The organism is Shewanella sp. NFH-SH190041 (genome assembly GCF_024363255.1).
In the GTDB taxonomy this organism is placed as follows: domain Bacteria; phylum Pseudomonadota; class Gammaproteobacteria; order Enterobacterales; family Shewanellaceae; genus Shewanella.
In genome coordinates this window covers 3,099,405-3,122,568 of record NZ_AP026070.1, presented here as the reverse complement: position 1 = coordinate 3,122,568, position 23,164 = coordinate 3,099,405, and the positions used below count along the sequence as shown (strand labels likewise).

General features: G+C 34.8%; 18 protein-coding genes. 14 read left to right on the top strand and 4 right to left on the bottom strand.

The annotated features are described in order from the left end of the window. Window positions 1-5: 5 nt before the first annotated feature. The gene (locus NFHSH190041_RS13860) at window positions 6-1,529 is read right to left on the bottom strand and encodes a peptide MFS transporter (RefSeq protein ID WP_261922365.1); all 1,524 of its coding nucleotides are present in this window, start codon (window positions 1,527-1,529) and stop codon (window positions 6-8) included. 379 nt (window positions 1,530-1,908) lie between these two features. On the opposite strand from NFHSH190041_RS13860, the gene rfaH reads away from it, so the two are divergent. The 14 genes from rfaH to NFHSH190041_RS13790 all read left to right on the top strand — a co-directional run bounded on the left by rfaH (window position 1,909) and on the right by NFHSH190041_RS13790 (window position 20,250). Further along, window positions 1,909-2,448, top strand: coding sequence for a transcription/translation regulatory transformer protein RfaH (gene rfaH, locus NFHSH190041_RS13855; protein WP_261922364.1), 540 nt, complete (start codon window positions 1,909-1,911; stop codon window positions 2,446-2,448). Between the two features lie 569 nt (window positions 2,449-3,017). Beyond that, window positions 3,018-5,780, top strand: a complete 2,763-nt coding sequence (locus NFHSH190041_RS13850) for an SLBB domain-containing protein (protein ID WP_261922363.1) — start codon at window positions 3,018-3,020, stop codon at window positions 5,778-5,780. Between the two features lie 418 nt (window positions 5,781-6,198). Then, window positions 6,199-7,164, top strand: coding sequence for a Wzz/FepE/Etk N-terminal domain-containing protein (locus NFHSH190041_RS13845; RefSeq protein WP_261922362.1), 966 nt, complete (start codon window positions 6,199-6,201; stop codon window positions 7,162-7,164). Between the two features lie 15 nt (window positions 7,165-7,179). After that, window positions 7,180-8,175 carry a sugar transferase gene (locus NFHSH190041_RS13840; RefSeq protein ID WP_261922361.1) on the top strand — a complete coding sequence of 332 codons (996 nt, stop codon included), beginning with the start codon at window positions 7,180-7,182 and terminating at the stop codon, window positions 8,173-8,175. Between the two features lie 92 nt (window positions 8,176-8,267). Continuing rightward, the gene (gene glf, locus NFHSH190041_RS13835; protein WP_261922360.1) at window positions 8,268-9,413 is read left to right on the top strand and encodes a UDP-galactopyranose mutase; all 1,146 of its coding nucleotides are present in this window, start codon (window positions 8,268-8,270) and stop codon (window positions 9,411-9,413) included. Beyond that, complete coding sequence (locus NFHSH190041_RS13830; protein ID WP_261922359.1) at window positions 9,413-10,684, top strand: flippase; 1,272 nt, start codon at window positions 9,413-9,415, stop codon at window positions 10,682-10,684. Before glf ends, NFHSH190041_RS13830 begins: the two co-directional genes overlap by 1 nt. Next, entirely contained in the window at window positions 10,681-11,847 is a 1,167-nt protein-coding gene (locus tag NFHSH190041_RS13825) for a glycosyltransferase family 4 protein (RefSeq protein ID WP_261922358.1), read from the top strand. The genes NFHSH190041_RS13830 and NFHSH190041_RS13825 overlap by 4 nt, the downstream gene beginning before the upstream one ends. 2 nt (window positions 11,848-11,849) lie before the next feature. After that, complete coding sequence (gene asnB, locus NFHSH190041_RS13820) at window positions 11,850-13,748, top strand: asparagine synthase (glutamine-hydrolyzing) (protein ID WP_261922357.1); 1,899 nt, start codon at window positions 11,850-11,852, stop codon at window positions 13,746-13,748. Window positions 13,749-13,794: 46 nt separating this feature from the next. Next, window positions 13,795-14,892 carry a glycosyltransferase gene (locus NFHSH190041_RS13815; RefSeq protein ID WP_261922356.1) on the top strand — a complete coding sequence of 366 codons (1,098 nt, stop codon included), beginning with the start codon at window positions 13,795-13,797 and terminating at the stop codon, window positions 14,890-14,892. A gap of 10 nt (window positions 14,893-14,902) precedes the next feature. Next, window positions 14,903-15,853, top strand: a complete 951-nt coding sequence (locus NFHSH190041_RS13810) for an EpsG family protein (RefSeq protein ID WP_261922355.1) — start codon at window positions 14,903-14,905, stop codon at window positions 15,851-15,853. A 33-nt stretch (window positions 15,854-15,886) separates the two neighbouring features. Next, window positions 15,887-17,035: a glycosyltransferase gene (locus tag NFHSH190041_RS13805; protein ID WP_261922354.1), complete on the top strand. Its 1,149-nt coding sequence runs from the start codon at window positions 15,887-15,889 to the stop codon at window positions 17,033-17,035. Beyond that, on the top strand, window positions 17,010-18,026 hold the full coding sequence (locus NFHSH190041_RS13800) for a glycosyltransferase (protein WP_261922353.1): 1,017 nt from the start codon (window positions 17,010-17,012) through the stop codon (window positions 18,024-18,026). The genes NFHSH190041_RS13805 and NFHSH190041_RS13800 overlap by 26 nt, the downstream gene beginning before the upstream one ends. Window positions 18,027-18,042: 16 nt before the next feature. Next, entirely contained in the window at window positions 18,043-19,209 is a 1,167-nt protein-coding gene (locus NFHSH190041_RS13795; RefSeq protein WP_261922352.1) for a nucleotide sugar dehydrogenase, read from the top strand. 36 nt (window positions 19,210-19,245) lie between these two features. Beyond that, window positions 19,246-20,250, top strand: coding sequence for an NAD-dependent epimerase (locus NFHSH190041_RS13790; RefSeq protein ID WP_261922351.1), 1,005 nt, complete (start codon window positions 19,246-19,248; stop codon window positions 20,248-20,250). 213 nt (window positions 20,251-20,463) lie between these two features. Here the strand turns inward: NFHSH190041_RS13790 and NFHSH190041_RS13785 are convergent, their stop codons facing one another. From NFHSH190041_RS13785 to galU, 3 genes are all read right to left on the bottom strand, one after another. Next, window positions 20,464-20,892: a polymer-forming cytoskeletal protein gene (locus NFHSH190041_RS13785; protein WP_261922350.1), complete on the bottom strand. Its 429-nt coding sequence runs from the start codon at window positions 20,890-20,892 to the stop codon at window positions 20,464-20,466. A gap of 334 nt (window positions 20,893-21,226) precedes the next feature. Next, entirely contained in the window at window positions 21,227-22,240 is a 1,014-nt protein-coding gene (galE, locus tag NFHSH190041_RS13780; protein WP_261922349.1) for a UDP-glucose 4-epimerase GalE, read from the bottom strand. A gap of 3 nt (window positions 22,241-22,243) precedes the next feature. Then, complete coding sequence (gene galU, locus NFHSH190041_RS13775; RefSeq protein WP_261922348.1) at window positions 22,244-23,149, bottom strand: UTP--glucose-1-phosphate uridylyltransferase GalU; 906 nt, start codon at window positions 23,147-23,149, stop codon at window positions 22,244-22,246. Window positions 23,150-23,164 lie beyond the last annotated feature (15 nt).

The following is a 23,164-nucleotide window of genomic DNA, read 5'->3' as shown; positions in this document are numbered from 1 at the left end:
TGCCTTTATAGTTTAGGCATATGTTTTGCTATTGCTTCATGCTCCCCTGTAATGGCAATTTCACTTTCTAAAACCTCCTCTTCAGAAGGATGTATATTACCTTCGGCACCGTGCATCCAATCAACTAATTTATCGGCCATAAAATAAAGAATAATGCCGGATATCACTGCTGTAATGGCAATTCCAGAAAAGATAGCCATTGCATTAGCTAATTGCTCTTCTTTCGCGCCACCATGTCCAATAAATGAACCGACAACGCCAGCTACTTTATTTGCTGCTGCAATGAAGAGGAACCAAGCTCCCATCATCAAAGAGGCTATACGAAGGGGGGCAAGTTTTGTCACCATCGAGAGACCAATTGGTGAGAGGCATAATTCTCCCATAGTATGAAAAAAATAGGCTCCAACCAGCCACCACATACTTGACTTGTTTGTTGGGTTGCCATCCATTTCAACTACGGCGCCGATCATAAAAAGAAAACCGACGGCAAGTAAAAATAAGCCCAAGGCAAATTTGACCGGAGAGTTTGGTTCTTTGCTACCTAGTCGTATCCAGATTGATGCTATCACAGGTGCAAATAACACAATGAAAATAGCATTAAGAGATTGGAAATATGTGGTTGGTACTTCCCAAGTACCAATATTTCTGTCAGTGAAGTCATTCGTGAATAGATTCATTAAGCCGCCGGCTTGCTCGAAACCTGCCCAGAAAATGATAGTGAATAAACCCATCACCATGATTACTTTGATACGATCACGTTCTTCTTTTGTCAACGGTTCTTTGCGTATATTGCCATGTTCAGCCTCACGCAATTTTTCCAATTTAGCTGCGGGGACTGTACCGATATCACCTAGGAGTTTTTGGGCAAAAAGGAACTGAATAATGAGAGATATCACCATACCTACACCGGCACAGAAAAAGCCAGCTTGCCAATTGTTGATAAATAGTTCTTTCCCATCGATGATTTCTGTATGCCCAAAGTGGGTATAGGCCCAAGCTACGACGAAACCTGATAATGCGGCACCTAAATTGATCCCCATATAGAAGATGGTAAAAGCGCCATCACGCCGATGATCACCATCTTCATAAAGATCGCCTACCATAGTAGAGATATTGGGTTTAAATAGCCCATTACCGATAATGAGAGTGCCTAAACCGATATAGAATATGGCCGTAGCATTACCTGGAAACAAGTCGTGCGGTGTGGCCAGTGTGAACTGACCAAGCGCCATAAGAGCACCACCAATATAAATCGCTTTTCGTTGACCAAGATAATTGTCAGCTAACCAACCACCAATCAATGGTGTCAAATAGACTAGCGCAGTAAAAGTGCCATAAAGGGATAAAGCATCAGCTTGAGTCCAGCCAAGACCTCCGCCACCTTGTTTATCCACCTGGTCGACCAAATATAGTACTAGAATTGCCCGCATTGCATAATAACTAAACCGTTCCCAGAGTTCGGTCGTAAAGAGTAGGAATAATCCTTTAGGATGACCAAGAATGGTCCCCGGAGGTTTTGTGACGCTCATGAATATCCACCTTCAGTTTGATCATACTAGTTTTGTGTAAGGCATGCAGTTGATGCAGCACCAAATAACAAAAGACTTAAATAGGGAGATTTTTCAAACAATCGCTACTTTTACCCTAAAGTCAGCTGTATGTATCATTTTGTTATAATTTAATGGCGATTGAGAATAGATGTGGTCACTTATATATCCTCGTTATTGATGTAAAGTCAAATCGATATTTGCTGTTATGGATATGATTTTATTGTAAGTGTGTTGTTTTGTATGGCGCTTACCATGTCAGCCTCTACATGGGATGCTTTCAATCTATGCTTGAATCTATTAAAATTAGCGATTGCAAAGGGACGTCATCCTATCATTAATCTAGTATTGAGAATTGCAAATGAATGCTTGGTATCTGTTGTACTGCAAGCCTAAAAGTGAAACGAGGGCACAACAAAATTTGACCCTGCAAAATATACACACTTACCTTCCTATGGCTAAGGCCAAGAAGATTGTGCGGGGCAAAGAAGTACTGGTTGAATCCCCACTATTTCCCAATTACATTTTTGCTAAGTTTGATCCTAAAGTAATCAGTGTGTCAAAAATTAAGGCAACACGAGGAGTTGCACAGCTGGTTGATTGTAGAGAAGAGATGACACCTCTATGCCATTTAGTTTTTGCGCTTAGACGGCAAGAGGAAAAGTTAAACATGATAGACTCACCAGAAGCCGCCATTGAAAATACAAAACAATTTGATGATTCTTTGTCATTACCAACATTTACCGCTGGTGAAAAAGTGAAGTTTGTCAGTGGCCCTTTTAAAGATTTGGAAGGGGTTTTTGAGCAGGCAAGTGGTTCTCGGCGATGTCAAGTATTAATGACGGTATTAGGGAAAATACAATCCACAAAAGTGCCATTAGCTCAGTTATCGCAAGTATAAGGACTTAAGGTAGTTGTAAGTATTTTCTAGCTAATAAGGATAGTTGTTGTAATATAGTTGCAGTTTTTCGTTGCGGTATATCGGCGTAGGCATGCATTCAGAACTATCCGATTGGTGACATATGGGTAAATGAGCTTCACTTTGTTTAGCTGTATAAGGTATAGATGTGACGATATCGTGGCTTATGTGATGGTATGGACCGGTTTTCATAACTGACCATAGTGATATAGCATAATTTTATTTGAACTAAGCTATTAGTTGCTTGGGCTGGGGCATGCTGGAAGCCATAATCCACGGGCGGTAGCGTGCCTAAATTCTTCATTTTCGCGCTTAACAAGCTAATAACTTGTTACTTTTAGTAACGGTATAACTTCGACATTGTAGTTCTATGTTTCATTTTAGGGTGCGAAATAGCGTATTCCAAGATCTGGAAATAATTGATTTAGAGCATTGTCATATTTTCACACTATTAACAATTCTTACTCTAACTACGGATATAGTTCCTGAGTTTTGTCTTTTCGGATCTGTTTTCTTTTCAAGAGCTGATCTTTTTATCACGGAGATAACCGGTGTTACATAAAACCAAGAAACTCTTCATTACAGGACTGTGTGTTTTGGCGACGCTGACTGGATATGCACAAGCCTTTACACCATCCCCGCAAATGATAGAGCAATTCAAACAATTGCCTCATGCTGAACAGGAAAGAATTGCTCGGCAATATGGCATTGATTTGAATATGTTGGGGGATAATGCTAGTACGTCACAAAAATTAGAGTCTCCTCAGGTTGTTACGCCTCGAGTTGATGAATTAAAGGATAATGATAAAAAGGTTTCAGTTGAGCTTAATTCTACTAGTGCTCTAAAGCATGCGAAAGACTCTGATGATAAAAAGCCGCTTAGACGATTTGGTATCGAGTTATTTGCTGGCTCACCTACGACATTTGCACCTGTTTCTGATGTACCAGTCCCAAGTGAATATATTGTTGGTCCAGGTGATAATATTAAAATCCAGCTTTATGGTAAGGAAAATGAGAATTACACCTTACTCGTAGGACGAGATGGCTCTATTCAGTTTCCAGAGCTTGGCCCAATCCCTGTGGCAGGTATGAGTTTTAGTGAATTACGTACCAGTTTAAGTAAGCAAATTAGTCATCAAATGCTTGGTGTTGACTCTAATATCACTATGGGTGAGTTACGGTCAATCCGTATTTTTGTTGCTGGTGATGCTTATAAGCCTGGCTCATATACTGTTTCGAGTCTATCCACTATCACTCAAGCACTATTTGTAGCCGGTGGTGTTAATGATATCGGTTCACTGCGAAATATACAGGTGAAGCGTAATGGTAAGCTAGTTGGAATATTTGACCTTTATGATTTGTTGATGAGGGGCGATGCATCTGGTGATATCAGGTTGCAATCTGGTGATGTGGTGTTTATTCCTGCAGTAAAAAATCAAATTACTGTAACAGGAGAAGTTCGTCGGCCGGCAATATACGAGCTTAAAAATGGTGATGATATGGCAGATGTCATCACTATGGCGGCAGGTATTAAAAATGGAGCATATCCAAAGGTTAGTACTATTGAACGCTTCAATACTTTAGGATTAAAGACACTAGTTAATGTTGACTTAACTTCTTCTAAAGGAAAGAAGCTTATAGCTCAATCTGGGGATGTTCTGAATGTAAAAAGTGCTACAAATCAGTTTGAAGACGCAATTACGATTGTTGGTGCTGTGGTTCGGCCAGGTAAATATCAGTGGTCAAAAGGTCAACGGATAAGTGACCTTTTGCCTTCTATTTGGGGGGATTTAGCTATCTCCGCAGATTTAGATTATGGCTTGTTGATTCGTGAAGTGAACAAATTTGGTGACGTTAAGGTTTATCAATTTGCACCAGGAAAAGCAATTATTAATAAAGATATTGCTCAAAATTTAATTCTGCAACCACGTGATAAGATTATTATTTTTAACTTTAATGATGAAACAAAAAATCGTTATGAGTTGAATAAATTAGTAAAACAACGTGTCGCTAAAGCAACAGCGTTAACTGATGATAGCTTAATAGGGAATGATCTTTTTAAAGCTGGATTTGCTCAATTACAGCAGCGAACCTTAACTGAGCGTCATGAGTTAGGTGGTGTAGTTGTAAATGATCACAAGAAAAATCTTAATGATGATAAGCAGAAGTTGATTTCAGGTGAAGTGAACAAAATGCTGGCTAACTTGTTTGAGGATAAAGATCTTATCAAACTTAGTGGTGAAATGAATCGTGCAGAATTACTCTATCCTATTGTTGTTAAACTTAATAGTCAAAGCCGTGCAGGTGATGGTGTTAAAGTAGTGGCAATTAATGGAGAAGTCCGTTACCCCGGAATCTATCCGCTTCCCGTCGATGGTAAAGCCCTTGATTTAATAACCGCAGCTGGCGGATTAAAGGACGGCGCTTATACTGAGCGTGCAGAACTGTCTCGAACTGTGCTTGGTGACCAAGAATCATCTATTACCCATTTAAATATTGCCTTAACTAAGGCTCTCGATGGAGATAAGACTGCAAATACAGTACTTAAAAGTCGGGATATTTTGACTGTGATGACTACACCAGATTGGCAAGATTATCAGTCAGTTGAAATTCGAGGAGAAGTAAAATTTCCTGGTATATATAATATTCGACGTGGTGAAACCTTACATGATGTGCTTAAACGTGCAGGAGGCTTTACTAGTTATGCCTATCTTCCCGCTGCAGTATTTGTTCGTGAATCGGTACGAAAACAAGAAGCCTTGGAAGTAAAACAATTAGCAGATCAATTGAGGCGGGATATTGCTACTAGGGGAGTATCTAAAGATGGTAATGTGACAAATTATAAAGATGCGCAATTGATGTTAACAGACTTAGAGAGTATCAAGCCTGTTGGTCGATTAGTTGTGGACTTACCTGCCATAGCACTAGGTGTTAAACAAGCTGATTTACAACTTGAGAATCAGGATGTGCTTTATATTCCATCTACGAAGCAGACTATTGCCGTTATGGGAGAAGTTCAGCATGCAGCGACGCTCAGATATAAAAAAGGCTTGACTGTTGATGATTATATCGAAATGTCAGGTGGACCACGACGTCGTGCAGATGATAGCCATACGTATGTGATAAAGGCTGATGGTAGTGTAATGATTCCTAAAAATTCTTTTTGGTTTACCAATCGAGACAAATTAATTCCTGGCGATACTATCATTGTTCCACTTGATACTGAATATAAGGATCATTTGAGTTTATGGACCCAAGTTACACAGATTATCTACAATAGTGCTGTAGCATTTGCTACTGTTGCAAAATTGTAAGGTATTGGCCACGTTTCTAGCTCTTTTTAGAGCTTGAAACGTGGCCACATAGTTCTTGTGATGGCTCTAATGAAGCTCAATCATGATATAAAGCTTTATAAATTTAAAACTCGGGCATACGGAAGCATTGTGATTGTCTAGAGTGTAACGTATACCAAATGTTACGCCTGCTGGTGTTGTGGCGCTCAAAGGGCAAATGACCCACTCGGAAATCTCTATATATTCAAATATCCTATAGAGGAAAGAAAATGAAGTTGAGCCTGCGGAGTTTTCTATTTCGCAAAAAGAACCACAGGATAATTTACGATATATCTTTATATAGAGATAAAAATAGAAGTCATTGAAAGAATACAGCTGACTAAAGTATCAACATGGAACCCTTAGCTTATAGCTTAGGGCCTCGAACCTGAGTTAACAAATGGCTAATAAAGTACAACCTAACTATCAAGACGTTAAAATTACAGCTTCACAAATAGCTAATGATGAAATCGATCTGCGAGAGCTATTTTCTGTTATCTGGGGTGGCAAGTGGGTAATTATAGCAATTTCAGCTCTGTTTGCTGTTTGCTCGATAATTTACGCATTGAGTATACCTAATATTTATAAGTCAGAGGCATTATTAGCACCTGCTGGGAGTGAGAGCCATTCTAATGGGTTGGCTGCATTAGCTGGCCAATTTGGTGGTTTAGCTAGTATGGCTGGGATTAACTTAGGTGATAGTCATACAGACAAAACTCAATTAGCTATAGAGGTGATAAAGTCTCGACAATTTATTAGTGATTTTATTCAAAAACATAAAATTTTACCTGAGTTAATGGCCGCTGATAAATGGGATATGGCGACAAATAAGTTAATTTATGATTCAGAAATATATGACGTAGAAAAAAAAGAATGGGTTAGAGAGGTAAAAGCACCTTTTAAACCTAAACCATCAATGCAGGAAGCATATAAAGTATTTATAAAGATATTTCATGTTAAAAATGAAAAAGATTCAGGGATGGTTACAGTTTCTATCGAGAGTCTTTCTCCTAATCTTGCTAAACAATGGGTTGATTGGCTCGTGGCTGATATAAATCAAGTTATGAAACAGCGTGATGTTGAGGAGGCTGTTCGTGGACAGATATTTTTGGAAGAACAATTACGGAAAACAAATGTAGCAGACATGAGGACGGTTCTCTACCAGTTAATGGAACAAGCTGCGAAGACAATTATGTTTGCTAATGTTCGAGAAGAATATGTATTTAAGACAATAGATCCTGCTTTGGTGCCGGAAGAGAAGGCCAAACCTAAACGAGCATTGATGGCTATTTTGGGGACTATACTTGGTGTCATTCTAGGGGTAATGATTGTATTAATTCGTTATTTTTCTAAGCGTAAAATATAGATTGGATAATTATTAATGAATTTGTTTAGAAGTTCTGCATTAACACCTGAAAAAGTACTTGAACCGAGTCAACAAGTGCGCCATAGACATTTTAAAACAAAAGTACAAGTACTAAACTCAGATCCAATCTATGTATTCTGTCCTGAAGAACGTATAAATGAAATAAATGAAATATCCCAAGATTACAAATTTAAAATTATTATTAATGATTATTCAATTACAGATTTTAGTTGTAAGGTAATTTGTCATTATGAAAGCGCTTTGTTAGATAAGAAGCAAAGGTTATTTTTGGTTAGCGCAATTGAACTTGGTGCTTGGGTCGAGCCTTTTGTAAGCTATTTGGATGCAAGATTAGGTTATACTGAAGTTAAACTACTTGGAAGTGGTTATTTTTTACATCAGAAAGCATTTTCTATTTTGTCTTCCCAAAGAACTCAGCTAGTTAAAAGAATTGTTGATATTGTTTCAGCGGTTTTTTTGTTGATATTGACGCTTCCTATTTCTATATTGACCGCCTTAGTTATTAAATTAGAAAGTAGAGGTCCTGTGTTTTATAAACAAAAGCGAACAGGATTATATAATCAACAATTTGAAGTAATTAAATTTCGTTCAATGTCTGTTGATGCTGAATCACAAGGTGCAAAATGGGCTGTTAAAAATGATATGCGAGTGACTAAAGTAGGAAAATTTATCAGAAAAACAAGAATTGATGAGCTACCACAAATTATTAATATTCTTAAAGGTGAGATGTCTATTGTTGGTCCTCGCCCAGAGCGAGAATATTTTATTACTAATCTTGAAAAAGAAATACCATATTATAGATTTAGACATGCAGTAAAGCCAGGTGTAACAGGTTTGGCGCAAGTTAGTTATCCTTATGGAGCTTCCATGGAGGATGCTATTTGGAAGCATAAGTATGATGTTTATTATATTAAGCATCACAGTAGTTTTTTAGATTTAAAAATATTATTAAAAACAATTAAAGTGGTCATGTTTGGCATGGGTAGATAGTGATTTACTCATATACCTAAAACACCACAGAATGTGAATAAAAGAAAAATTTATGTATGCAAACTACAATGATATAATTTGAGGCGTAATTTATGAATTTTGCAATTGTTGGGGCTGGTTTTTCGGGTGCTGTTTTGGCTTATGAATTGGCAAATGCGGGACATTATATTCATATATTTGAATCACGTGGCCATATTGGAGGAAATTGTCACTCTGAACGTGATAAAAATACAAATATAATGATACATAAGTATGGACCTCACATATTTCATACGGATAATAAAGAAGTTTGGGATTATGTGAATCAGTTCGCCAACTTTATGCCGTATATTAATAGAGTGAAAACTATTTCTAAAGGTAAGGTTTTTTCCCTTCCAATTAACCTTCATACTATTAATCAATTCTTTGACAAATGTTTAAATCCCAATGAAGCCAAAAAGTTAATTGAATCTATTGCAGATGAGAGTATAAAAGATCCTTCTTCATTTGAAGAGCAAGCGCTAAAGTTCATTGGTAAAGATTTGTATGAATCTTTTTTCAAAGGTTACACTATAAAACAGTGGGGCGTTGAACCTAAAGAGCTACCAGCAAGTATTTTAAAAAGATTGCCAGTGCGTTTTAATTATGACGATAATTATTTTAATCATAAATATCAAGGTATTCCTAAGGATGGTTATACACCAATTATTGAGTCATTATTAAATCATAAAAATATTAAATTAAATTTAAATACTCAATTTTCCTCTGATCAAAAAGATGATTTTCATCATGTATTTTTTACTGGGCCAATTGATGCTTGGTTTAATTATGAATATGGTAGGTTAGGTTATCGTACTCTCGATTTTAAGCGAGAAGAGCATGATGGGGATTATCAGGGTTGTGCTGTCATGAATTATGGTGATCAAGATATTCCATATACTAGAATTAGTGAACATAAACATTTTTCACCATGGGAATACCACGATAAAACGGTCATATTTAAGGAATATAGTCGGTACTGTGAGGACGAGGATATTCCATATTATCCAATTCGATTAGTGAATGAAAAAGCTATGTTAATGACTTATATTGAAAGGGCGAAAGAGCAAAGTAAAGTGAGTTTTCTTGGACGATTAGGGACTTATAGGTATCTGGATATGGATGTTACAATTTTGGAAGCTTTGGAATCAAGTCGACAAATAATAAGTTTTATATCCTCTAATGAAACTTTACCAACATTTTTTGTAGAGCCAATTTAATGTTCGTAAATTTAAAAAATAAATTTGCGAATTCAGAAGAAAATAAAAGATTAATTTCTAATATTTTTTCATTAACCATACTCCAAGGTGCAAACTACATATTACCTTTGCTTACTATGCCTTACTTGGTTAGAGTGTTAGGGCCTGATTATTTCGGTTTGCTAGCATTTTCTTCTGCAACCATCGCATATTTTGCACTTGTTACCGATTATGGCTTTAATTTATCTGCCACTAGACAAATTTCAATTTTTCGTGGAGATCAAAAAAAAGTAAATGATATTTTTAGCTCAGTAATGTTGATAAAAATTGGATTGATGTTTGCAAGTTTTTTTGTAATGATTGCATTGGTTTTAATTTTCGATAAATTTAAAGATCACTGGGATTTGTATTTAATCAGCTTTGGAATGGTCGTAGGGCAAGTAATTTTTCCTGTTTGGTTATTTCAAGGTATGGAAAAAATGAAATACATTACCTATTTAAACATAGGTGCTAAAGTAATATTTACAGTTTGTATTTTTATCTTTGTTAAAAAACAATCAGATTTTTTACTGGTTCCTTTTTTTACTTCATTAGGGTTTATTCTTTCAGGTGTATTATCTCTTATTTTGGCAAAAAAAGAATTCAAGGTTAAGTTAACTTTACAGAAGTTTGAAAATATTAAATTTCAATTAATTGAAGGATGGCATATTTTTTTTTCTGATATTGCAATTAGTTTATACACTATTTCAAATACTTTTATTCTTGGGCTGTTCTCAAATAATACTGTTGTCGGTTATTTTTCCGCAGCGGATAGAATTATACAAGCTGTAAAAGGTTTGTATATGCCTGTGTCTAAATCTATTTATCCTCTCATAGGGAAAAAAATTCATGATAATAGAAGGTTAGGGTTATTATTTGTTAAAAAAATAACCTTATTTGTTAGTTCTGGTATGCTTTTCTTTTCGTTGATCGTTTTTTTATTTTCTGAGCCAATAATTAATATTTTCCTTGGTGAGCAGTATCATCAATCAATTATTTTGTTGAAGGTGATGTCATTTTTACCATTCATTATTTCTTTAAGTAACATGTATGGTATACAGACAATGCTGAATCTTGGTTATAAAAAACAATTTAGTAGAATTTTAATCATAGCGGCAGCAATTGGTCTTTGCTTAGCTTTAATATTGGTTCCTATATATAGTGATTTTGGTACTGCTATTAATTTATTGTTAGTTGAAATTATTGTGACTTCTACCATGTATGTTTTTTTGAAATTAAAGAAAGTCTTATGAAAAAAATAATGTTGTATTGCAATGAGTTTTATCCAAGAAATACTGGATATTCAAATGCATTTCAAAATTTGGTAAACTCTATTCTTCAACATGATCAAGATGTTGAAATTACTGTTGTAACTCCTGATCAATTAGAAGATGGAATTGAAGAACTAAAGAGAGAGCGCCTTAGCATTATAAGATTAAAAGCTAAAATAAAAATTAAAATTTTAAGGTATTTTTTAAATCCTTATTTTTATGCGAAAACTGTTTCGAAAATATTTCTACGAAATAATTTCGATTTATTAATTGTTGAAACTTTTGATAGTGCTATTTTTTTAAATTCATTAAATAAAAAAATTTATGAACGATTGGCTGTAAGAATTCATTCAACTAATGAAACTGAGTATACTATATTTGGAAATTCTTTTGATTTTAAATTAAGAAAATATATTATAAAAAAATATCTTACAAAAAAAATAAAATGGATTCTTTCAACTAATAGTTTTCATATTGATTTTGTAAAAAAATATTATTTTAATAATAACTTAATAAATATTGGTGAAAAGAATTTTTTTGTATTACCTAATACAGTTGAAATTAATTCATCAGATGATTATATTGTAGGTGAAAAAATTAAAATATTCACCTTGGGACGAATGGATTATTTAGGGAATAATCAAAAGGGATTTTCAGATTTTATTTATGCATTGAAATTATTACCTAGAGACATCATGAATAGATTTGATATAAAAGTTGTTGGTGCAGGTGATATGAAGAATTCACTTGTTTCTTTGTGTAGTGAGTTCTCAAATGTTTCATTTATTGATTCAATGCCACATAGTGATATTTTATCAGAATTAAAAAACTCTGATGTAGTTTTGTTACCTAGTAGATATGAAGGCTTGTCAATGTTTGCTTTAGAAGGATTATCAACAGGCAATGCTTGTTTGTTTTCTAGAACAGGAGGTCTGGTTGATATGATTGAGAATAACGGAATATTTTTTGAACATCAGAATATAGAATCACTTGCTTTAGCAATGTCTTGTTTGTCTAAATTATCAAAGGATGAATTATTAGAAATGAAACAAAACTCTATTACTCTGTGCCAGCGTAAATTTTCTCCTGAAATTGTAGTTGAAAAATTTAAATTGATATTCAGTGTAATAACAGGTAGTAACTAATAATGTGTGGTATCAGTGGTTTTTGGCAACCATCTAAAATTATAGATAAAGAAATTGTACAGAAAATGTCAGATGCAATTTTTTATCGTGGTCCAGATGATGGTGATGCATGGGTAGATCAACAACATTGTATTGCATTAATGCATCGTCGTTTAGCCATTGTTGATTTATCTCCAGCAGGACATCAACCTATGATGTCAGAATGCGGTCGTTATATTATCGTATTTAATGGTGAAATATATAATCATTTAGAAATTCGCAAAGAATTAGATGAAAATAATTTATCCCCTGTTTGGCGGGGGCATTCTGATACAGAAACCTTATTGGCTGCTATCGCTAATTGGGGAATCGAGGCTGCACTTCAACGTCTCGTTGGCATGTTTGCTTTTGCCTTGTGGGATAAACAAACAGCCAAACTGACTCTTGCTCGGGATAGAATGGGCGAAAAACCTTTATATTTTGGCTGGCAGAATAATGCTTTTCTATTTGCATCAGAGTTAAAATCATTGGTTCATCATCCTGATTTTAATAACGAAGTAAATCGTTCTGTATTGCCTCTTTATTTTCGACACAGTTATATTCCTGCTCCATATTCAATATACAAAGGCATATATAAATTACAGTCTGGGCATTATTTAGTTATTGATGGTAATTCTGATACTCCTCTTAAATCAGTTCCTTATTGGAGTTTGAAACAGGCAGCTCAAAAAGGAATGGCTGAGCCTTTTAATGGGACACCCTGCTCAGCTGTAGAGCATTTAGATAGCTTGTTAAAAACAACCATCTCCCAGCAAATGATGGCCGATGTCCCTATTGGGGCATTTTTATCTGGTGGGGTTGATTCATCTACTATTGTGGCATTGATGCAGTCAATGTCAGCAAGACCGGTGAAAACTTTTTCCATTGGTTTTAATGAAAAACAGTATAATGAAGCTGAGCACGCTAAGGCTGTTGCTAATTATTTAAAGACCGAACATACAGAATTATATGTTACTCCAAAAGATTCATTGGATGTTATCCCTTTACTGCCCAATATTTATGATGAACCTTTTGCTGATGTTTCACAAATTCCAACATATTTGGTTTCTAAATTGGCAAAAGAGCATGTGACGGTATCACTTTCTGGTGATGCAGGTGATGAGATATTTGGTGGTTATAGTCGGTACACTAGGGCAAAAAATACATATCAGAAACTGACGACTTTCCCTAAAGGAATTAATAAAGTTGTTGCTGGATTAAGCTACTTAATACCACTTTCAAGTAATGGTCGATGGGGCCGAAAAAAACATCTTGGTCAGTCGCTTTTAACTGCTTCTACTGAGTTTGATTTTTATCGTCAGTTTGTAAGCCATTGGTTAGAGCAAGATGGTTTAACACCGGGGATTAAAGAGCCTCAGTATATTTTAAATTCTCAAGATCTAGAATTTAACTCTTTTGAGGACTCAATGTTATATGCTGATACATTGAGTTATTTGCCAGATGATATTTTGGTAAAAGTTGATCGTGCAGCAATGGCTGTATCACTTGAAACTAGAGTGCCATTGCTTGACCATCGTATAGTTGAATGGGCATGGACTTTGCCTCAAAGTATGAAGATGGGGGCTGGGCACGATAAATGGGTTTTGCGTAATTTACTATACAAGTATGTGCCACGTGAGTTAATAGAACGTCCTAAGATGGGGTTTGGTGTTCCTATCGGGGAGTGGTTAAAAGGTCCGCTAAGAGACTGGGCTGAGGATTTATTAAATCCCCAGTTAATAGAGCAAGATGGATATTTAAACCCAATCGAAGTTCAGCGGAAATGGCATGAACATTTATCCGGTAAAGAAAATTGGGAATATCATCTTTGGGATATACTTATGCTGCAATCTTGGTTGCGAAATAGAACTGTGCCAATTTAGTAATTTATTGATTAAAACAGGGATGTTTATAAAGTGAAAAATAAAAATGCATCATAATAAAAAAGTGACTTTTTTGATTAGTTCCCTTGCTGGAGGTGGCGCTGAAGGCGTTTGTGTGAATATTTCTAATGGATTGGCTGAGCAAGGGTGGGACGTGACTCTATTAGTTTTGAATTTAAAAAATTCAGTATTTTTAGATAGAGTTAGTAAAAAAGTTGCGATTAAAGAATTAAAAGTTAATCAAGCTAGACAAGCATTTTTTAAACTAAGAGATTTTATTAAAAAAAATAATGTTCAAAAATTAGTAGTATTCAATTATGAATTAACAATAATGTCGATTTTTGTTCGTTATACTTTATTTCGAAAGTTTAAAATTATTACAAGAAATATTAATACTATTTCTGAGAATATAAATTCAGACCAGATTAGTTTTCTCGTTCGATTTACAATTAAAAAGTTTTATGCCAAAGCTGATCATGTCATTAATCAATGCAATGGAATGCAGAATGATTTACTTAAAGTTATCCCTGCTTTAAAAAATAAGTCATCAGTTATCTATAATCCCGTTAATAGCAGCATTGAAAAATTTTCAGAAAATATTAATTTCAATAATATAGAAAAAGGCAACTACATTCTTTGTGTTGGGCGTTTAGAAGAGCAAAAAGCCTTTCATTATGCAATTGAAGTTTTTTCTCGTATTTATAACAAATATCCTGGGTTACGACTTAAAATAGTTGGACAAGGCTCTTTAGAGCAAGATTTGAAACAATTAGCGGTAAAGATTGGTGTTTCCAAATTTGTTGATTTTGAAGGCTTTAAAAAAGATATTAAACCTTATTATTTAGGCGCTAATTTAACTTTGATGACAAGTCTTTATGAAGGTTTCCCAAATGTACTAGTCGAGTCAATTACCCTTGGTACGCCAGTCGTGTCTTTTGATTGTCAAAATGGACCAAGCGAGATTATAATTCCGGAAGTTAATGGGTATTTGATTAAACAATTTAATATCGGAGAATTATCTTTAATGGTAGATAAGATTTTGAAAAAAAACTTAATTTTTAATTATCTAGATGTTAAAAAATCATCGGTAAATTATTCAAATGAATTTATTTTAAAACAATGGTTGAGTTTATTATATAATTAAGAGTATTAATGTGAGATTATATCAAACTACGATTTTTATTTTTGCATTAATTTATGCGTCTATATTAACTTGGGGCTTTCCTATAGATGGCATGTTAGATAGACCTAATTATTTATTATATGTAACAAACGCTTTTACATTAATAATTTCGAATATTTCTAAAGGAGAGTTGTCGTTTATTTTTAATGAACCAATTTGGTTGTCGATAAATTTTTGTTTAGGACTGTTATTTTCACCAGAGAATGTAGTCAGAATATTTATTTTCTTTTCTTCATTCTTAACATTTTATGTGTGTGTAAAAAATAATATAAAACATGTTTTTTTAATGGTTCTTATTTTAATATATCCTCAAGTTATAAAAAACTATATTATTCATCTTCGTCAAGGGTTGGCCGTTTCAATATTTATATATGCATGGTATCTAACAAATAAAAAAATAAAACTATTTGTTATGTTATGTACTCCTTTGATACATGCATCATTTTTCTTTGTTGTGTTTATTTATTTTGTTGTTAAATTTTTAACGAAGTTAAAGCTAGCAAGAGATGTTAAGCTTTTAGCTTTATTTGTTTTGGGTTTTATTATAGCGATTGTTATTCCAATTCTAACTTTATATCTTGGAGCAAGACAAGCTAATGAATATAATTTCAGTGATATTTCTGTTAGTGGAGGAGCATTCATACTATGGTTTGTTATTTTGATGTTATTTTGGTTTCAAGGTAAGGTTTTTTTCAAAATACATACATTTGAAATTTCTAGTATAGGATTTTACTTATCAACTTATTTTTTTACTCCTGTAACAGCTAGAATATTCGAAAGCTCTATTTTGTTAGTTTTTATTGCTGGTTTATACCTGTCAAGTTGGCGAAAATATTTATATATATTTTTGTTTTTGTTAACATTGATTTATACTTATTATTCTAGAATTAATTTGCCATACTTTGGTTGGGGTTTTTCATGAGTTGCGTATTATCTACATTTTAGGAATTTCAAAATGAATATTTTACTCATATCAACAGGATTAAAAATAGGTGGAGGAGAAAAGCAGGTTTGTGATTTAGCCGATGAATTTGTTACTCTTGGACATAAGGTACAAATTATTTCAATAACCGGAGAGCAAGTGTTGTCTCCAAAAAATAACTTGGTAGAAACAATTTCATTATCTGTTAAAAAGACGCCTGTTGGTCTATTAAAAGGGTTATTAAAGGCTAAGAGAATTGTTAATAAATTTCAGCCAGATATTATTCATAGCCATATGTTTCACGCTAATATATTTTCAAGAATATTACGGGTGTTTGGTATCAAAAAACCTTTAATTTGTACTGCTCACAGTATAAATGAAGGTGGCAAGCTTAGAACATTAATGTATAGATATACAGATTTTCTTTGCGATAAAAATACCAATGTAAGTGATGAGGCTGTTGAAATTTATAAAAGAATTAGAGCTTGTCCCGAACATAAAATGATTCCGGTTTATAACGGTATTGATACTACAAAATTTCAATTTTATGCTGAAGCAAGAGAACAAAATCGTAAATCTCTAAACTTAGATAATAATCAGATACTATTGCTTGCAGTAGGTCGGTTAACAGAGGCCAAAGATTATCCTAATTTATTTAATGCATTATCTTTGTTAAAACAAAAAAATAGCTATTTTAAGCTAGTTGTGATTGGCGTGGGTGAAGATGAATCTGATCTTCGGGAACTTTCAAGTCATTTAGGGCTTGACGATATTATTATGTTTCTTGGTGCAAGGTTTGATGTGCAAGACTGGATGAGTGCAGCTGATATTTTTGTTATGTCTTCTGCTTGGGAAGGTTTGCCATTGGTATTACTAGAAGCGATGTCATGTCAGCGACCTGTTGTTGCTACAGATTGTGGTGGGACGACCAAAGCAATATCTGGGCATGGTGCTGTAGTTGCGATTAGAAATTCAGAAGCACTTGCTTGTGCTCTTACTGATATGCTTAAGTTAGCCGAGCATGACAGACAGCAAATAGGCTTAAAAGCAAGAAAGCATGTAATTGAAAATTACTCAATCACCCAAATAGCAAGTAAATGGATTTCGATTTATAGTAATTTAATTAATGTTAAAAATAATTTAGCAGATGTAGATAATGAACGTTCTTCATGTAATCACTAAATCAGAAGTTGGCGGTGCTCAGACTTGGGTTCGCGATCAGATTAAATTATTCAAGGACGATTTCAATCATTTTATTGTCACAAATGAGCCAGGTTGGCTAACTGATAACACAAAAGTAAATGACACTTTATTTGAAAAAAAATTAGAGTCAAGGTTTTCTATTGTTACACTGATAAAAATATTATCTTTTATAAAGAAAAACAAAATTGATCTTATCATTGCAAGCTCTGCTAATGCTGGATTGTACTCAAGATTACTCAAATTATTTGTATCAAGTAAAATAATATATGTTTCTCATGGTTGGTCATGCTTATATAATGGTGGTAAGCTTAAAAATATATTTGTTTTTATTGAAAAAGTGTTGTCTTATTTTTCTGATGCAATCTTATGTGTCTCAGAAATGGATCTAGAAAATGCTAAAAATAAAATAGGAATTGCATCAGACAAATTAGTTTGTATAAGAAACTCTGTGTTTCCTCAAACTTTGTCTAGTCCTAAAACTAATATTGATTTATTTAAGGTTATTTTTTTAGGAAGGCTAGCAGCACCAAAGCGAGTGGATTTACTTATAGAAAGTGTCCAAGAGATTGACAATATAAATCTAGATATTATTGGTAATGGTCCATTGAAGGATACATATGCTACTCCTGACAATGTTAGATTTTTAGGTGAAATCAAGAATTTTGATCAATTTTCTGATTATGACATCTTTATATTGCTATCTGACAGTGAAGGTATGCCTATGGCAGCACTTGAAGCTGCATCGTCAGGTCTACCTATGATATTGAGCGATGTAGGTGGATGCCCAGAACTTATTAAAGACAACGGGATTCTCGTTGAGAATAATTTAGATAGTGTAAAACATGCACTGTCAGATATTATAAATAATTACAAAACTTATAGTCATAATGCGTTATTATGTGCTTCTCAATATGATTTGCTAAATCAAAAAAAATACTATTTAAATTTATATCAAAGTTTTAAATTATAACTGGAGTTTCAGCGTAATGAAAATTGCTATCGCTGGTACAGGCTATGTTGGTCTGTCCAATGCAGTGCTTTTAGCACAACATAATAAAGTGGTTGCTGTAGATGTTATTCAAGATAAAGTTAATTTAATTAATCAAAAAAAATCACCTATTGCTGATACAGAAATAGAGAATTTTTTATCCAATAAACAATTGGATTTAGTCGCAACTTTGGATGCGGAGTCAGCATATAAAAATGCAGATTTTGTGGTTATTGCGACACCAACTGATTATGATCCTGTAACTAATTATTTTAATACTCGTTCCGTTGAGTCTGTAATTAAGCAAGTATTAAACGTTAATCCAGATGCAGTAATGATTATTAAATCTACTGTTCCAGTAGGCTATACTAAAGCAATAAAAGAAAAGTTTAATACAAAAAATATTATATTTTCTCCAGAATTTTTGCGTGAAGGAAAGGCTTTATATGACAATCTTTACCCATCACGCATTATTGTCGGTGAAAGATCAAAGCGTGCACAAGTTTTTGCTGAATTGTTAACTAAAGCTGCGATAAAGCAAGATATTCCTGTATTGTTTACAGCTTCTACTGAAGCTGAGGCTGTTAAGTTATTTTCCAATACTTATTTGGCTATGCGTGTTGCTTATTTTAATGAATTAGATACTTATGCTCAGAGTCATGGATTGAATTCTCGCCAGATTATTGAGGGTGTTGGTTTAGACCCTCGTATTGGTAATCATTATAACAATCCATCTTTTGGTTATGGTGGTTATTGCTTACCTAAAGATACTAAACAACTGTTGGCTAACTATAAAAAAGTACCAAATAATATTGTTCGAGCCATTGTTGATGCCAACACTACTAGAAAAGATTTTATTGCTGATACCATTATTGAAAAACAACCCAAAGTGGTTGGCGTATATCGACTGATTATGAAATCTGGGTCAGATAATTTTAGAGCTTCTGCAATTCAAGGTGTTATGAAGCGTATTAAAGCAAAAGGGATTGAGGTTATTGTCTATGAACCTGTGCTCTCAGAAGAGGAGTTCTTTAACTCACGGGTGATTAAAGATTTTGAAGCTTTTAAAGTTGAAGCAGATATCATTATATCTAATCGCATGGCCGAAGAACTTAGTGATGTCGTTGATAAAGTCTTTACACGTGATTTATTTGGTAATGATTGAGTTTTTTCGGTATATATCGTTTTTTTAAGGTTCTGTATGAAGTATTTAGTTACTGGTGCCGCTGGCTTTATTGGTGCAAAAGTAAGTGAGCGTCTATGTATTTTAGGGCATAAGGTTATAGGTATAGATAATCTTAATGATTATTATGATGTTAATTTGAAACAAGCACGACTTGATACTCTTAGTTCTTTTGCTGATTTTCATTTCATTAAAATGGATTTGTCGGATAGACCTCGTATTGCAAGCCTTTTTGCAGAAGAAAAGTTTGATCGTGTTATTCATCTTGCTGCACAGGCTGGGGTTCGCTATTCATTGGAAAATCCTATGGCTTATGCAGATAGTAATTTGATAGGGCATTTAGCAATATTGGAAGGTTGTCGGCATAACAAGGTGGAACACTTGGTATATGCATCTTCTTCATCTGTTTACGGTTTAAATCAAAAGATGCCATTTTCTACCTGTGACAGTGTGGATCATCCAGTATCTCTTTATGCTGCAACTAAAAAAGCCAATGAGCTGATGGCTCACAGCTATTCTCACTTGTATGGCATTCCGACTACTGGGCTTCGATTTTTTACTGTATATGGTCCTTGGGGCCGACCAGATATGGCACTGTTCAAATTTACCAAAGCCATTATTGAGGGGGAGGCCATTGATGTGTATAACAATGGTAACCTGAGTCGTGATTTTACCTATATTGACGATATTGTTGAAGGTATTATCAGAGTGCAAGACAAGGTGCCTGAGCCTAATTATAATTGGACAGTTGATGTGGGTACACCTGCTTCTAGTTCTGCGCCTTATCGGGTGTTTAATATCGGTAATGGCAGCCCAGTAAAGCTGTTAGACTTTATTGCTGCGTTAGAAGATGCCTTGGGTATCGAGGCTAATAAAAATTTGATGTCTATGCAACCAGGTGATGTCCACGCTACGTGGGCAGATACGGTAGATCTATTTAATGAGGTGGGTTACAAGCCTAAGGTAGACGTTAATTCTGGTGTTAAGCGATTTGTAGAGTGGTATAAAGAGTTTTATAAATAGTGGGTGAACGATTTGAACTGACAGTTATCATCTTTCAATGCTGGCTGTCGGTTTAAATTTTATACTTTATCGAAGAAAGCAATATGTCTATTTGTGAATAGTTATATAATTTGTGCTTCAGAATAGTTTCGGGAAATATTATTCAAATAACAGACGTTTATAGTTCATCTAGCGAAAGCCCCATGAATTGGGGCCTTGTTATAAAGAGTTATATTATTGTGCTTTTTTAATTTTTTTATCGTCAAGTTCCATTATTTTTTGTAGTTTTTTATCATCTACAACAGCCTGTTGTTCTAATCTATCGATATGTTTATCTTTAACTCTCACACCAATAAATTGCCCACCCTCAAAAATTTCCATATGATTACTAGAAACATCACCTTCAACTGTACCAGTACCTGTTATTACAAGTCTTTCACAGCGTAATTTTCCTTGAAGTAATCCAGAAACTTTGATTTCTTGACATTCAATGTCACCACTAATTAAGCCTGATGGCTCAATAGTAACCGTCCCTTCTGATTGAATTGTCCCATGAATTTCACCACCGACAAGCGCATCTCCGGCGAAATGAGATTCTCCTGTGACTCTGGTGCCTTGGGCAATATAAGTCAGTCCTGTTATTGATTTTTTTTTACCAAACATAATTGTCTTTAATCTGATTCTTTTGTGTGATCTTACTGCATATTTTGTAGGATACAAGTATTAAGCAGAGTTTAAATTGAATAATATGTTTTATTTTTATGGAATGTTATTGATATTTAGGGAATTTACTATGATATATCTATTAATATTTCTATATTAATTATTTTTATTTACTAAATATGTTAAAAATATAAACATTGAATAGATGAATCTAGTATGGTTTCGTTATTGCGGTTTAATCCTGCTTTCTAGGTTATGACATAATTGCGCAGGGAATAGGCTAGGGAATACCAGCACAGTTTTAATCTGGTGCTGGTATTGTAGTTAAAGTAGATTATGATCTATACCCATTTGGATTATTTGATTGCCAATGCCAACTGCTATTGACCATATCGGTTAAGGAATGAGTCGCTACCCAATTTAATTCTTTTTTAGCTTTTTGAGGATCGGCATAACAGGCTGCAATATCACCTGGTCTGCGTGGTGCAATTTCATAAGCAATTGTTTTACCACAAGCTTTCTCAAAGGCTGTTACCATATCTAATACGCTATAGCCTGTGCCCGTTCCAAGGTTATAGGTCACTAGCCCCGGTTTTGTGTCAAGTTTTGCTAGCGCCTTTAAATGTCCGATAGCAAGATCGACAACATGGATATAGTCTCTAACCCCAGTACCATCATGTGTGTCATAGTCATTGCCAAATACGCTTAATTTTTCTCGCTTACCAACGGCAACCTGACTAATAAAAGGCATTAGATTATTAGGAATATCATTTGGATCTTCACCTATCCTACCTGAAGCATGTGCACCAACCGGATTGAAATAGCGTAGTCTTGCGATATTCCAACTATGATCTGACTGATAAAGATCCGCTAGCACATGTTCAACCATTAATTTGGACTGCCCATATGGGTTAGTGGCTGAGGTGGGGAAGTCTTCTTTTATTGGTAGGCTAGCTGGATCGCCATACACGGTGGCAGAGGAGCTAAAAACCAAATTTTTGACATTAAACTCAGCCATTACTTGGCATAATACAATCGTACCTGAAACATTATTTTCGTAATATTTTAAAGGCTTAGCTACAGACTCTCCAACGGCTTTGAGTCCAGCGAAATGGATAACGGATTTAAATTGATGTTTAGAGAATATTTCTCGCAACAGAACTTTATCTAAAATATCCCCGTGATAAAACATTGGGGTTTTACCCGTAATTTCGCTAATTCTGGCCAGTGACTCATAACTGGCATTAGAGAGATTATCCAAAATAACAACATTATTGCCTTGGTTGAGTAACTCAACCACAGTATGGCTACCGATATAACCGGCCCCGCCAGTAACAAGAATAGTCATATGTTATAGCCCTTCTACGATATTTTTCAGATACTGACGGAATTGTTCTCCTACGCTTGGATGGCGGATGCCATATTCAACAATTGCTTGCATATAGCCCTGCTTATTGCCGCAGTCATGGCTTTTCCCTTTCATGTAATATGCATTCACGGTTTGGCTTTCCATCAGCATGGCAATAGCATCTGTCAGCTGAATCTCATCTCCTGCTCCTACAGGGGTTTTTTCCAGTAGTCCCCAGATATCAGCCGGTAATACATAACGGCCGACAACCGCAAGATTGGATGGGGCTTCATCTAACGCAGGTTTCTCAACCAATTGCTTTAGTGGTTGAGACTCTCCCTGTTGCATGGCAATGCCGTTAACATCAGCAATACCATATTGATTAACTAGTTGCTCAGGGACGCCTTCTACCATAATTTGGCCAACTTCCGTGGCATCATAGAGACGTACCATTTCAGCCAGATTATCCCTTTGTGCATTGCTACTGGCGTCATCAATAATGACATCAGGCAGTAATACCGCAAAAGGCTCATGACCAACCACGGGTTTGGCGCACAAGATGGCATGTCCTAACCCTTTCGCCTGAGCTTGGCGTACACCTATGATAGTGACATCTTTAGGACAAATGGCTTGTACTTCTTCCAACAATTGCCGCTTTACCCGCTTTTCCAGTTGGGCTTCCAACTCGAAACTAGTATCAAAATGATTTTCAATAGAATTTTTACTGGCATGGGTCACCAGCACTATTTCTTTAATGCCTGCGGCAATGGCTTCTTGTACCACATATTGAATCAGCGGTTTATCCACAATAGGTAACATTTCTTTAGGGATGGCCTTTGTGGCTGGCAGCATGCGGGTACCAAGACCTGCTACGGGGATAACAGCTTTGCGGATTTTATGTTTAATCATTGGTTTAGGCTGGCT